Annotated in this window: 10 protein-coding genes; 6 read left to right on the top strand and 4 right to left on the bottom strand. The window is 59.9% G+C overall.

What is annotated here, in order from left to right:
• Positions 1-312: 312 nt before the first annotated feature.
• From glgP to galE, 3 genes are all read right to left on the bottom strand, one after another.
• A complete protein-coding gene (gene glgP, locus I1969_RS02865) occupies positions 313-2,580 on the bottom strand; it encodes a glycogen/starch/alpha-glucan family phosphorylase (RefSeq protein WP_229028218.1) in 2,268 nt (755 codons plus the stop codon).
• A 128-nt stretch (positions 2,581-2,708) separates the two neighbouring features.
• Positions 2,709-4,226, bottom strand: a complete 1,518-nt coding sequence (gene malQ, locus I1969_RS02870; RefSeq protein WP_271747978.1) for a 4-alpha-glucanotransferase — start codon at positions 4,224-4,226, stop codon at positions 2,709-2,711.
• Between the two features lie 207 nt (positions 4,227-4,433).
• Complete coding sequence (galE, locus tag I1969_RS02875) at positions 4,434-5,495, bottom strand: UDP-glucose 4-epimerase GalE (protein ID WP_195232682.1); 1,062 nt, start codon at positions 5,493-5,495, stop codon at positions 4,434-4,436.
• Between the two features lie 266 nt (positions 5,496-5,761).
• Between galE and I1969_RS02880 the strand changes: the two genes are divergently transcribed.
• Complete coding sequence (locus I1969_RS02880) at positions 5,762-6,952, top strand: coiled-coil domain-containing protein (protein WP_195232684.1); 1,191 nt, start codon at positions 5,762-5,764, stop codon at positions 6,950-6,952.
• Positions 6,953-7,180: 228 nt separating this feature from the next.
• Here I1969_RS02880 and murB read toward each other — a convergent pair whose 3' ends face one another.
• Complete coding sequence (gene murB, locus I1969_RS02885) at positions 7,181-8,143, bottom strand: UDP-N-acetylmuramate dehydrogenase (RefSeq protein WP_161144584.1); 963 nt, start codon at positions 8,141-8,143, stop codon at positions 7,181-7,183.
• A 183-nt stretch (positions 8,144-8,326) separates the two neighbouring features.
• Here murB and I1969_RS02890 point away from each other — a divergent pair, with 183 nt between their 5' ends.
• The 5 genes from I1969_RS02890 (at position 8,327) to I1969_RS02910 (ending at position 12,933) form a co-directional block, all read left to right on the top strand.
• Positions 8,327-9,355, top strand: a complete 1,029-nt coding sequence (locus tag I1969_RS02890) for a LacI family DNA-binding transcriptional regulator (RefSeq protein ID WP_006235873.1) — start codon at positions 8,327-8,329, stop codon at positions 9,353-9,355.
• Positions 9,356-9,603: 248 nt separating this feature from the next.
• The gene (locus tag I1969_RS02895; protein ID WP_161144583.1) at positions 9,604-10,095 is read left to right on the top strand and encodes a hypothetical protein; all 492 of its coding nucleotides are present in this window, start codon (positions 9,604-9,606) and stop codon (positions 10,093-10,095) included.
• Between the two features lie 35 nt (positions 10,096-10,130).
• Positions 10,131-10,898: a GntR family transcriptional regulator gene (locus tag I1969_RS02900; RefSeq protein ID WP_195232686.1), complete on the top strand. Its 768-nt coding sequence runs from the start codon at positions 10,131-10,133 to the stop codon at positions 10,896-10,898.
• A complete protein-coding gene (locus I1969_RS02905) occupies positions 10,883-11,596 on the top strand; it encodes a GntR family transcriptional regulator (RefSeq protein ID WP_006235877.1) in 714 nt (237 codons plus the stop codon). Before I1969_RS02900 ends, I1969_RS02905 begins: the two co-directional genes overlap by 16 nt.
• A gap of 275 nt (positions 11,597-11,871) precedes the next feature.
• Entirely contained in the window at positions 11,872-12,933 is a 1,062-nt protein-coding gene (locus I1969_RS02910) for an SIS domain-containing protein (RefSeq protein WP_161144580.1), read from the top strand.
• Positions 12,934-13,135: the final 202 nt, after the last annotated feature.

Raw genomic sequence — 13,135 nt, forward strand, 5'->3', positions numbered from 1 at the left:
ATATAAGGCTCCCCTCCCGTCCACTGGGCGAGAGGGGAGCCTTTCTTTGTGTTGGGGCTGTCTGACCGGTCGTTTGTCTCGATCTGTAACGGGTAGGGCCGATTTCGGACGTTAGATGTTACAGATTGAGATAAACCCAAGGGAAGGGGCCGGTATGTCTCAATCTGTAACAGCTGGGACCGTTTTTACCGAGTAGCTGTTACAGATCGAGATTGTTTGGTCGAGTCGGGTCACAGGGTAACGTGCGGGCACAAAAAACGGAGCCGTGTTGCCACGACTCCGTTTCTCAAGAGGATGGGTAAGGGAAGCGAATTAGTTCAGGTGCCAGATCTCGTCGTTGTACTGGGAGATGGTGCGGTCGGACGAGAAGGTGCCGGCGTTGGCGATATTGATCAGCGTCTTGCGCATCCAGGCGTCCTGGTCCTCGTAGTCGGCCAGCACGCGCTCCTTGGTCTGGATGTACTCCTCAATGTCGAGCAGGGCCATAAACCAGTCCTTGCCCTTAATGTCATCGTGCAGGCGCTGCAGGCGCTCGGCGTTGCCGGTCGCCATAAAGGCCGGGTTGGTGATGAAGTCCACCAGCAGTTTAATACCGGGCTTGCGGTAGAGCACACCGGCGTCATAGGTGCCGTCGGCATAGAGCTGCTCGACCTGTTTGGACGAGGCACCAAAGGTGTAGATGTTCTCGTCGCCCACGAGCTCGGCAATCTCCACGTTGGCGCCGTCAAGCGTGCACAGGGTTAGGGCGCCGTTGAGCATGAACTTCATGTTGGAGGTGCCGCTCGCCTCCTTGGAGGCCAGGCTGATCTGCTCGGAGATATCAGCGGCGGGGATCACGCGCTCGGCGGCGGTGACGTTGTAGTTCTCGATCATGACGACCTGCAGGTAGGGAGCCACGTCGGGGTCGTTTGCAATCCACTGCGACAGCGTCAAGATCAGATGGATGATGTCCTGCGCGATAGTGTAGGCAGGCGCCGCCTTGCCGCCAAAGATGATGGTGACGGGGTGCTTAGGTCTGTTGCCGTTCTTGATATCGAGGTACTTCCAGATGATGTAGAGCGCGAGCATCTGCTGACGCTTGTACTCGTGGATGCGCTTGACCTGGACGTCGATGATGGCGTTGGAGGGAATGGTCACGCCCTGCTCGAGCGCCATGAACTGGCGCATGATGGCCTTGGCTTCGACCTTGGTGGCGGCCAGGCGCTCAAGAACGTCCTTGTCGTCGGCGAACTTGGCGAGTTTGCTCAGATCGCCGGTGCTGCGCCAGTCGGTGCCGATCACATCGTCGAGCAGGCTGGCGAGCGCGGGGTTGGCCCCATGGATCCAGCGGCGGAAGGTGATGCCGTTGGTCTTGTTGGAGAACTTCTTGGGATAGATCTCGTAGAACGGATGAAGCTCGGTGTCCTCCAGGATCTTGGTGTGGAGGGCGGCTACGCCGTTGATGGAGAAGCCAAAGTGGATGTCCATGTGGGCCATGTGGACGGTGTCGTGCTCGTCGATGATGGCGACGCGCGGGTCATCGTGCTCGGCCTTGGCAACCTCGTCGAGCTTGACGATAATGTCGGCGATGGCAGGGGAGACCTTCTGCAGGCTGGCGAGCGGCCACTTCTCGAGCGCCTCGGCAAGAATCGTGTGGTTAGTGTAGGCGACCATGGAGCGTACGATGGTCACGGCCTCGTCAAACTCGATGTCATGCTCGGTGGTGAGCAAGCGAATGAGCTCGGGGATGACCATGGTGGGGTGCGTGTCGTTAATTTGGACCACGGCGTAGTCGGCCAGATCGTGCAGGTTGCTGCCGCGCTCGACGGCCTCGTCGATCAGGAGCTGGGCGGCGTTGCTCACCATGAAGTACTCCTGATAGATGCGAAGTAGGCGGCCCTGCTCGTCGGAATCGTCGGGGTAGAGGAACAAGGTGAGGTTCTTGGCGATCTCGGTCTTGTCGAAGTCGATGGAGCTGCCGGGGACCAGGCCGTCGTCGACGCTTGCCAGGTCGAACAGGCGCAGGCGGTTCTTGGTGGGCTGGCCGTAACCGGGCACATCGATGTTGACGAGCTTGGAAGTAACGGCAAAATCGCCGAACTCGACGGTGTAGGAGCGGTCATCGTCGACTAGGATGTCCTGCTCACCGAGCCACTCGTCGGGGACGGCCATCTGCTGGTTGTCGACAAAGCGCTGACGGAACAGACCGTAGTGATAGTTGAGGCCCACGCCATCGCCGGTCAAGCCCAGCGTGGCGATGGAATCCAGGAAGCATGCGGCCAAGCGGCCCAGGCCGCCGTTGCCGAGTGACGGCTCGACCTCGAATTCCTCGATCTTGTTGAGGTCGTGACCTGCGGCGGTGAGCTGGTCCTTAACCTCGTCGTAGATGCCGAGGTCGATCATGTTGTTGATGAGCAGCTTGCCGATCAAAAATTCGGCGGAAATGTAATAGAGCTTTTTCTTGCCGTTGTTGAGCGGGCAGGCGGCGGAGCGCTCCTGCACGAGTTTGACCAGCAGCTTGTAAATGCGACGGTCGTCGAGCTGCTCGAGCGAGGTGCCAAAAGACTGCTCGGCGAGTTCCATGAGGTTAATTTGGGGCATGTTTTCTCCTGTGATGGGTTGTTTCATGTCTGCAATTCATAAGAAGCCCGCGCGAGGGGATTGGGGTGGCCTCACGCGGGAAAAGCAAGCGCGTCCGCACGGTGGGGAGGGGTCGGGCGCGGTAGCTCCTATTGAGGAAGCTCGATTTCGGCTTCCGACGGGATGCGGAAGTAGGTCTCGGTCCAGTCGGTGAGTTTGTGCTCGAGCTCGCGGGTGATGGCGCCGTCGAGCATGCGCCAGGTCCAGTTGCCGCCCAGCGTGGCAGGGGTGTTGATGCGCGCCTCGTTGCCCAAGTTGAGCAGGTCCTGCATGGTGTAGATGCACGTGTCGCTCACGCTGGCGGCGATGGTGCGGTTGAGTGCATCTGCCATGGGTTCGCCGGCCTGCTGATGGGTGTACAGGGCTGCCTGCTCGCGCTGACGGGGGGTGGCCGTTCCCTCAAACCAACCGCGCGCCGTCTCGTTGTCGTGGGTGCCCACATAGGCGACGGTGTTGGCGATGTAGTTATGCGGCAGGTAGTACGAGTTGGTGCCCTCAAAGGCAAACTGCAGGATCTTCATGCCGGGGAAGCCCGAGTTGTCGCGCATGTCGATGACGCCGGGAGTGAGGAAGCCCAGGTCCTCGGCGATGATGGGCAGCGTGCCGAGCTTTTCCTCGAGCGTCTTGAAGAACTTGAGGCCGGGACCCTGCGTCCACGAACCGTAGGACGAATCGGGCGAGGAGAACGGCACCTCCCAATAGGCCTCGAAGCCGCGGAAGTGATCCAGGCGGATGACGTCGTACATGTCGAGGGCGGCGCGAATGCGGCCCTCCCACCAGGAGAAGCCGTCGGACTCCATGGCGTCCCAGTCGTAGATGGGGTTGCCCCAGTACTGGCCGGTGGCCGAGAACTGGTCGGGCGGCGTGCCGGCGACGCTCACGGGATTGCCGGCGGCGTCGATCTTAAAGAGCTCGGGTGTGGCCCACATCTCGACGGAGTCACGCGAGACATAGATGGGCAGGTCGCCGATGATGAGAATGTCGCGCTCGTTGGCATAGGCCTTGAGGCGGCTCCACTGGCGATCGAAGAAGTACTGCGTCATCTGGTGATACAGCATGCGCTCGGGATGGTCGGCGCAAACCTTGCTGCTGGCGCCGCCGCGGCAGCGAAGCTCCTCGTGCCACTCCCAAAACGCCCTAAGGCCGCACTCCTCCTTAACGGTCATAAACTCACAGTAGGGGATGAGCCAGTCCTCGTTGGCCTGGATAAAGTCATCGAAATCGGCCGGCTTGTCGGCAGCAAAGCGCTCAGCGGCGCGGTCGAGAATCTGACGGCGGCCGCCAAAGATAGCACCGTAGTCGACATTGCTGGGGTCGGATCCCAGATACACGCCATCGATATCGCGCTGCTCCAGATACCCTGCCTCGATAAGCTCGGCAAAGTCGATAAAGTTGGGGTTGCCTGCGCGGGCCGAGAACGACTGATAGGGCGAATCGCCATAGCTGGTCGTCGTAAGGGGCAGAATCTGCCAGTAATGTTGTTTGCACGAGGCGAGAAAATCGACGAAGTCGTAGGCATTCCAGCCAAAGCCGCCGATTCCGTATGGTCCGGGCAGAGATGAGACGGGCATGAGGACGCCGCTTGCACGCTCCATGAATGCGCTCACCAACCTTCTTGTTGTGGGGTCGGCCTGCCGATGGGTGTGCAGTCCGCCTCCGATGTTCTGATTCGATACGCCTATTGTAAAACATGTTGTTTAAACATGTACAGGCAAGATAAAAAAGTTGGTCGATTTTCGGCGAATGGTTACATGCCATGAAAAAGCCCCGACCTCACAACGTGAGATCGGGGCAAGAGCGGTATGTAGGTTTTGCTACTCGGCGTCGGCGAAGCCGTTGGGGTTGTGGCTCTGCCAGTTCCAGCTATCGCGGCACATGTCCGCGATGTCGTACTGGGCCTTCCAGCCCATCATGCGCTCGGCCTTGGAGGCATCGCACCAGTTGGCAGCGATGTCGCCGGCGCGGCGCTCGCGGATCACGTAGGGCAGCTCCTTGCCACAAGCCTTGGAGAAGGCAGCGACGACCTCGAGTACCGAGGTGCCGGTGCCGGTGCCCAAGTTAAAGATCTCGACGCCGGTCTTGCCGTTCATCCAGTTAAGGGCGGCCACGTGACCAGATGCCAGATCGCACACGTGGATGTAATCGCGCACGCCGGTGCCGTCGGGGGTGGGGTAGTCGTTGCCAAAGACCTGAACGGCCTCGAGCTTGCCCACGGCGACCTGGGCGACATAGGGCACCAGGTTGTTGGGGATGCCCTTGGGATCCTCGCCGATCAGGCCCGACGGATGGGCGCCGATGGGATTGAAATAACGGAGTAACACGACGTCCCACTCGGGGTCGGCGGTGTGGACGTCCATAAGGATCTGCTCGATCATCCACTTGGTCCAACCATAGGGGTTGGTCGCGGGCTTCTTAGGATCCTCCTCGGTGACGGGCGGGTTGTCCGGGTCGCCGTAGACGGTCGAGGAGCTCGAGAAGATGATGGACTTGCAGCCATGGTTGCGCATGACGTCGATGAGCACCAGGGCGTTCTCGATGTTGTTGTGGTAGTACTCGACGGGCTTGCTCACCGACTCGCCGACGGCCTTAAAGCCGGCAAAGTGGATGACGCGGTCGATCTGATGGGTATCGAAGATCTTGTTCATCGCATCGCGGTCGAGCACGTTGGCCTCGTAGAAGGTGAGGTTCTTGGCGGCCTCGTCGCCCACGATGGTCTTGACGCGGTCGACGGCGACGGCGCTGGAGTTGGAGAGATCATCGACGATGACGACCTGGTAGCCACCCTCGAGCAGCTGAACGACGGTGTGCGAGCCGATAAAGCCGGCGCCACCGGTAACGAGGACACAGGTGTCTTTGGGGTCGAGTGCTTTGGACATGTAGTCTCCTATCGAATCAGGAACACTTCTTCAGGGGAGTATAGCGCAGGCAGGGACGCCCAAATCGTGCGCTGTAGGAAAAGCAGAGGATTGTGCTAACGTGCTCATAGAAGAGCTTGCGTACGCATAACCTGATCTTTGGCATTTGCTTACGAGCCGCTGACCTTGCAGTTTCCTGCCGTTCGTGGAAATCGTTGGGACGCGCCATATGTACGCTAATATGTATGAGTTGAGCGACATATAAATAAGCATGTAACGGAGTACATATGTCACCAAACAGCGATTCCATCCTTTCCCAGGAGCTCTCGCGCCGCACTGCCCTCAAGGCCCTGTTCGGCGCCGCTTCTGCGGCAGTTCTTTTTGGCCTGCCCGCTCGCGCCTATGCGGCGGAGGCTTCCAAAGAAACCACCGATAAACTGAATGCCGCCCAGGCCCAGCTCGACGAGGTTCAGGCCCAGCTCGACAGCATCGCAAATGAGTATGCGGCGCTGGCCAACAAGAATGCCCAGACCCTCAACGACATCGAGAATGTCCAGGGCAAGATTGACGACACGCAGGCCCAGATCGATGAAAAGAAGGCCGAGCTCAAGAAGAAGCGCAACGACCTTTCCGATCGCGTGGCCGCCAGCTACAAGTCCGGCGGCACGAACATCCTGTCGCTGCTGCTGGCCTCTGGCTCGTTTGAGGAACTCGTCGCCAACGCGCATTACGTTGAGAAGATCAACAAGAGCGACCGCGACGCCATCGAGGACATTCAGACCATCCAGGAAGAGCTCGATGCGCAAAAGACCGAGCTCGAGTCGCAGAAGGCCGACTTAGAGAAGCTCAAGGACCAGCAGACTGCCCAGATGCAGGACATGCAGGCCAAGCAGCAAGAAGTCCAGACCGTGCTGAACGGTCTTTCCGACGACGTCAAGGAGCTCATGGCTCAGCGCGATTCCGAGATCCTCGCTGCCGCCCAGGCTGAGGAGGCCGCTAGGAAGGCTGCCGCTGCCGCGGCTGCCGCGAACAAGAACAATTCCTACTCGGGTGGTGGATCGTACGCGCCCGGAACTCCGCAGCAGAATGCCGGCTCGGGCAAGCAGCAGGCTGTCGTCAACGCGTGCTACTCCACGCCTTCGCCGGGTCAGAACTGGTGCGCGGCGTGGGTCACCAATGTCTTCCGTAACGCCGGCGTTGGCTACTTTGGAGGCAATGCGTGCGACATGTTTAACGCCTGGTGCTATAGCTCCGACCGCTCGGCGCTGCAGGTGGGCATGATCGTGGCCGACTCATCGCATAGCGGCACGGGTGCTCCGGGCCTTATCTACGGTCATGTGGGTATCTACGTTGGCGGCGGCATCGTTATGAGCAACGAGGGTGCCATTACGTCTAAGTCGCTCGATTCGTTTATTAGCTTCTATGGCACTGGCTCTGGCGTGCGTTGGGGCTGGCTTGGCGGTATTGCGCTGTCGTAGCTGCGGTTTGAAGTAAGTTGGTCCGGGACCGCGGGCGAGGCATAAGGTTGCCTGCTCTACAGTCCTGCGCAAGACGAAGGCCACATTAAGTGGCCTTCTTTGCGTGCGGAACTCGCGACCAACCTTATGCCTCGCCCGCGGTCCCGGACCTTCCGGGTTCGGGGCGCGACACACCGGACTGGGTTATCTGAATAAATATGGCGAAGGCCCCGAAAGGGGCCTTCTTTGTTAAAGGAATTCGCCTACTCGGTGGACTTCGGGTTCTAGGTCTACGTTGAATTGGTCTTTGACGGTTGCCTGGATGTGGCGGATGAGTTCGTCGACATCGGCGGCGGTGGCGTGGTCGGCGTTGACGATGAAGCCGCAGTGCTTCTCGCTCACCTGCGCGCCGCCAACGGCGTGTCCTCGCAGGCCGGCATCCATGATGAGTTTGCCGGCAAAGTAACCCTCGGGGCGCTTGAAAGTGGAGCCGGCACTCGGCATGTCGAGCGGCTGCTTGTCCTCGCGGCGCTGGCGGTAGTCGTCCATGTCGGCCTTGATCATCGCGGCGTTGCCCGGGGCGAGATTGAAGGTGGCCGAAAGCACGATAAAGCCGTCATCGGCGATGCGGCTCTTTCGATAACCCAGGTTGAGCTCGTCGACATCGAACTCGATGATATTGCCGCTGCCGCGGGTGCCGTCGTCGAGCTGGCGAGCGGGTTTGTAGACGCGCACGGACTCCAGCACATCGGCCATGCAGGCACCGTAGGCACCGGCGTTCATGTAGCAGGCGCCGCCGACCGATCCGGGGATGCCCGAGATGGGCTCCATGCCGGTGAGACCGGCCTCGGCTGCCGCCGCGGCGACATCGGAAAGCAAGGCGCCGGCCGCCGCCGTGACGTGCGTGCCGTCGACCGTAATGTCGGAGAGGCCTTCGCCCAGCGCCACGACGACGCCACGGATGCCCTTGTCGCCGACGAGCAGGTCGGAGCCGTTGCCCACGATGGTAAGCGGCAGGTCGCAGCGATAGCAGGTATCGAGCGTGGCGACGAGGCCCTGCTCAGTATCGGGCGTGACAAAGACGTCGGCCGGGCCGCCGATCTTAAACGTGGTGTGCTCGCGCATGGGCTCGCTCATCAACACGTTGTCCTCGCCGGCAACGCCAGCAAGTGCGCACAGCAGGTCCTCGTTAAAAAAGTCGTTCTCGTGCATACGAATATCCGCCTTTTGGTGGTCGTTGTCATCAATCGATTGCAATATACCCCACCCGGACGGATTTGGTGCGCTGGCGGCGATAAAACAGCCGTCTACCGGATTGGTAAAGTGTTTATCACCGAGGTAGAGGGGTAGTCGCTATACTTTCAAGAGATTGCGCGTAAACCCGGAAGGAGCGAGATGGCCAACAAAGTCACCCTCAAGCAGATCGCCCAGGAGGTGGGGCTTTCCCCCTCGTCGGTCTCGCTTGTGCTCAATAATCGGCCCTGTCGCATCTCGGAAGAAAACCGCAAGCTCATCAAAGAGGTCGCGGCGCGCAACCACTATGTTCCCAACCAGATTGCGCGTAGCCTGGTCATGCGCGAGTCGCGCACGCTGGGCCTTATCGTCCCTAACATCGAGAGCCGCTTTTTTGCCTCGCTTGCCGGCAGCTTGGAAAAGCGCTGCCGCGAGGACGGCTATGCGCTCTTTATTACCAGCTCGGGCGGAAGTGCCGACGACGATCTGGAGCTGCTGCGCCAGCTGGTGACGCGCGGCGTCGACGGTGTCTTTCTGGTGGTGGGTGACGAGTTCTCCGACGACCGCGCCCTGCGCGAAGAAGTCAGCCATCTGCCTATCCCTGCCGTGATGGTCGACCGTGCCATTGAGGGGCTCGAGTGCGACAAGGTGATGTTCGACCACGAGATGGGCGGCTACATGGCCACCCGCTATCTGATCGAGCAAGGCCACCGCCGTATTGCTTGCCTGGTTAACGCACGCCGCTCCAATACGGGTCGCAAACGACTTGCCGGCTATGAGCGCGCACTGCGCGAGGTTGGCTTGCCTATCGACGCGCGTTTGGAGTTTGAGAGCGAGTACTACATTCCAAGTGCATACGAGGCCTCGGAGGCGGTGCTCGCAACTGATGCCACCGCCGTGTTCGCAAGCTCGGATAACATTGCCCTTGGTTTGCTCAAGCGCCTGCACGAGATGGGGAAGAGCATCCCGGGCGATATTTCGGTCGTAAGCTATGACAACTCGGCGGCCGACGTTCTCTTTGAGCCGGCGCTGACCGCCATTGAGCAGGATCCTGGTGTCCTTGCGGAGCATGCTTTTGGCTGCATGTCCAAGCGTCTTGCCGGTAGGGGCGGCAGGCGCGCCGAAGAGGTCGTCCTGGAGCCGGCGCTTATCGTTAAGGGCAGCGTGCTCGAACTTACCGAATGTAGCTAAGCGTACTTGTTTGTTTGCATAGATTGCATGCGGAGTGTCCGCTATTTGCCGGCGGGGCCGGGGCGCCTGCCTTGTTTTGAGGAGTTCGCGGAGCCCACTTCTCAAAACAAGGCAGGCGCCCCGGCCCTCGTCCGTTAACTCTTCCGCTGGGCGAGCCATAGACGCCGCGCACCGATAGGGTAAGGCAGCGGCTTGAAATTGGTGCTATATTCAGCTTGAGTTGTTTAATGCTAGTACGGGAGGCTGATATGGGGCTGTTCAAGAAGAAAAACCCGCAGGATGCCTTTGATCCCGATGTGTTTACCATCACGGATACGATTTTGGACCCGCCGCGGTTTACGTTTTTGCCGGCTATCTACCAGGATGCCACGCGTCGCAAGTGGGCCGTGCATCAGCGCGGCGGCGAGCCGAAGATTTTTGACTATGCGGACGTGCTGCAGTGCGAGATTGTCGAGACCGGAAATCCCGAGGATGTGCCGGAGGTTAGCAAGCGCGAACTAGCTCAGCAGATTTTGATTAATCCAGCTCAGGCTACCAAAAACAACGCTGCCAAGCGTAATATGTGCCTTGGTATGGGTGTCATCGTTGCCGTGCAAACCGGCGAGGATGAGATTTCGAAGCTTGAGATTCCGGTGACCGCGGGCGAAGTCAAGCGAGACTCCGGCCTATATCGATCGTATCGGAACGTTGCGGAGCAGATCAAAGAAGCCTTCGACGCCATGGGGCGTCCGGAGCAATGATGCCCGCAGCATCAAGCGGTTGAGGAGCCTTGCCCATGTCGAGTGAACCATATGCGATTCCGCCCAAAGATCGCGCCTTTGAGGGCATTCTTTGGTATATCAAACATTATGACCTGCAGGGTGGTGACCGGCTGCCCGCCGAGCGTGTGCTCTGTGAAGAGCTGGGCGTGTCGCGCACGGCGTTGCGCGCTGCGATCACGCGTCTTATTTCGTGCGGAACTTTGGAAAGCCGCCGCGGTTCGGGCACCTATGTGTGTCCTCCCAAACCGCTGAATATCTTTCAGGAAACATGGAACTATACGCAGGCGGTGGAGAGGGTTGGCTCAAAGTCGACCGCACGCCTGGTTTGGTCCAAGGTCGTGTACGCCGATATCGATCTGGCCCAAAAAGCCCAGATCGACCTGGACATGCCGCTCTTCTGCATTCGGCGCGTGCGCGTGGTTAATGGTTCCCCGGCGTCGATTGAGACGGCTCACGTCAATCTGTCTTTGTGCCCCTCGCTTCCCGATCACGATTTTGAGCAGGAAAGCCTCTACGACGTTTTGCTCAAAGAGGGGAATGTCCATGTGGCGCACGGCAAGGAGCATATTTCCATCAGCCGTCTGAACGCCGACGAGGCCAAGTTGCTGGGTGCTCAGGAGGGCACGCCGGTGTTTTACAAGGCTTCGCACGAGCGTGACGAGAACGATGGCTTTGTCGAGTATTGCAAGTCCGTGATTCTGCCGACCAAGTATCGTTTTGCCGATAACGGCGAGGCAGACGGCGTTGCGACGAAGGTGGGTGTCGAATGGCTGATGCAGTAGAAGACTTGCCGGTTTACAAACAAATTCGCCGCTGCATTGCGGAGCGAATCGAGCGCGGCGACTACCCGACGGGCTCGATGATTCCGTCCGAAAACGAGCTGGCCGAGGAGTTTGGCACGACACGCCTGACAATCCGAAGCGCCATGGACGAGCTGGTCAAAAGTGGCCAGATTCGTCGCGTGCAGGGCAAAGGCGCCTTTGTGGGACACAAGTGGTTTGACGAGCACGAACGCAAGGGCGGCTTCCGCCAGTCGGTTTTGGCATCGGGCGCGACGCCGTCGGTGCGCATCCTGGCGCGCTCCAAACGCTACGCCGGCCCGTATTATGCCGACTTGTTTGGCATCGCCGAGGACGATCTGCTTTACTCGGTGCGCCGCCTCAACTGCATCGATGGTGAGCCCGTATCGATCGAGATGACACTGATTCCGTGCCTGCTGTTTCCGGGCATCGAAGACGTGGACATTTCGGTCTTCAGCCTGTTCGAGACCTACGATATGTTGGGACGCAAGCCAGATCAGTCGGTAGAGAAACTCGATATCGAGGCGCTGGGCGCACGCGATGCGAGTTTGCTCAATCTTGAGCCGGGCGATCTGGCGCTCGTGCTGGAAGGCCTGACCTATGACTCGAGTGGGCAGGCAATCGAGCATGCCAAGTCTTTTACCCGCGGCGACGCCGGCGGATATACCTACAACTATTAGCGTCTAGAGCGTCCCTGCGCATGGCGGGGGCGCTCGTTTTTACGGATATATGTCGCTTGACCGATGAGCGGCAAAAACTGACCGTCTACCGAGAGGGGAGGATGAAATCATAAAATCGGTATTAAAAACGGCTAACCTGTAATCGTTCACTGGTATTAAGAACCTTTGAATTGTTGAGCTTGGGGCCAAGATGTCCACAAGGTTAAGCGGTGCGACGGGGCGGCAAGCCCGTTCATTCCGTGCGACAATTCAAACTGCTCGTGAAAGGAGCGGGAATGAAGGAGACCGAGAAGATCGAGATCATGCACTTCGACCAGGAGGGCTACCTCGAGGACGGCAGGAACGTCTACGAGGCCGGCAAGAAGATGACCGCCCTGGCCGACCGCGTGCACGAGGAGGGCTACGACGCCGTCTTCCTGATGGGCGTCGGCGGCACCTGGGACGAGTTCATGCAGCTCGAGTACCTCATGAACAAGTTCGGCGACCGCGACCTCGAGGTCTACCTGATCCACGCCGCCGAGTGGAACGTCATGGGCCACAAGCGCATGACCGACAGGTCCGTCGTGCTGACCGCCTCCGAGTCCGGCACCACCCCCGAGGTGCTCGAGGCCGTCGGCAAGATGAGGGAGATGGGCGTGCGCGTCTTCGCCATGACCAACCCCGAGGGCAAGATCGGCCAGGCCGTGGGCGCCGAGAACTGCGTCATGATGGCCTCCGACCACGGCGCCGGCGGCTGCGAGAAGGGCTACTACCTCGCCGACTGCTTCGGCCTGCGCCTGCTCAACCGCCGCGGCTGCTTCCCCAAGTTCGACCTGTTCATCGAGCAGACGAAGGACGTCTGGAAGGACATGCTCGACATCCGCAAGCGCTTCGAGCCGCGCGCCGAGGAGCTCGCCAGGAAGTACGCGCTGGCCGACTACACCATGTTCATCGGCTCGGGCGCGCTGTGGGGCGAGACCATCCTGTACTCCATGTGCCTGCTCGAGGAGATGCAGTGGAAGCGCATCCGCCACATCACCTCGCACGACTTCTTCCACGGCACGCTCGAGCTGCTCGAGCCCGGCGTCCCGGTGTTCCTGTTCATGGGCGAGGACGAGTGCCGCGCCCTCGACGAGCGCGTCCGCGCCTTCCTCACCAGCGGCGTGACCGGCGACGAGGACTACGTCATCATCGACACCGCCGAGTACGCGATCCCGGGCCTGGACGACGACTTCCGCGTCATCGTGTCGCCGTGGATCCTGTCCGTGCTGACCACCGACCGCCTCTCGCGCAACTACGAGCTGGTCACCAAGCACAACCTCAAGTACCGCCGCTACTACCACCAGTTCGACTACTAAGAGCTGGTCACGGGTCCGATATCTTGGCTGGTTGATATCTCGATCCTGCACAAGGGCGTCCGCATTCGCGCGGGCGCCCTTTTTGCGTTGCCGTCGGCGCAGGGTGTCCTCGGCGGAAATCTCATCCCGGAATTTCGGCTCAGAGTGGGATGCGGTTTCCGGATGCGTCCCATTCTGAAGCCCCGAAACGGGACGCGCTTTC

Source organism: Collinsella aerofaciens, from assembly GCF_015548375.1.
Taxonomy (GTDB): Bacteria; Actinomycetota; Coriobacteriia; order Coriobacteriales; family Coriobacteriaceae; genus Collinsella; species Collinsella aerofaciens_AB.

What these genes read in the sequence shown, in the direction of transcription:
- glgP (WP_229028218.1), bottom strand. Translation starts at nt 2,580, where the DNA reads ATGCCCCAAATTAACCTCATGGAACTCGCCGAGCAGTCTTTTGGCACC.
- galE (WP_195232682.1), bottom strand. Translation starts at nt 5,495, where the DNA reads ATGTCCAAAGCACTCGACCCCAAAGACACCTGTGTCCTCGTTACCGGT.
- I1969_RS02880 (WP_195232684.1), top strand. Translation starts at nt 5,762, where the DNA reads ATGTCACCAAACAGCGATTCCATCCTTTCCCAGGAGCTCTCGCGCCGC.
- murB (WP_161144584.1), bottom strand. Translation starts at nt 8,143, where the DNA reads ATGCACGAGAACGACTTTTTTAACGAGGACCTGCTGTGCGCACTTGCT.
- I1969_RS02890 (WP_006235873.1), top strand. Translation starts at nt 8,327, where the DNA reads ATGGCCAACAAAGTCACCCTCAAGCAGATCGCCCAGGAGGTGGGGCTT.
- I1969_RS02895 (WP_161144583.1), top strand. Translation starts at nt 9,604, where the DNA reads ATGGGGCTGTTCAAGAAGAAAAACCCGCAGGATGCCTTTGATCCCGAT.
- I1969_RS02900 (WP_195232686.1), top strand. Translation starts at nt 10,131, where the DNA reads ATGTCGAGTGAACCATATGCGATTCCGCCCAAAGATCGCGCCTTTGAG.
- I1969_RS02905 (WP_006235877.1), top strand. Translation starts at nt 10,883, where the DNA reads ATGGCTGATGCAGTAGAAGACTTGCCGGTTTACAAACAAATTCGCCGC.
- I1969_RS02910 (WP_161144580.1), top strand. Translation starts at nt 11,872, where the DNA reads ATGAAGGAGACCGAGAAGATCGAGATCATGCACTTCGACCAGGAGGGC.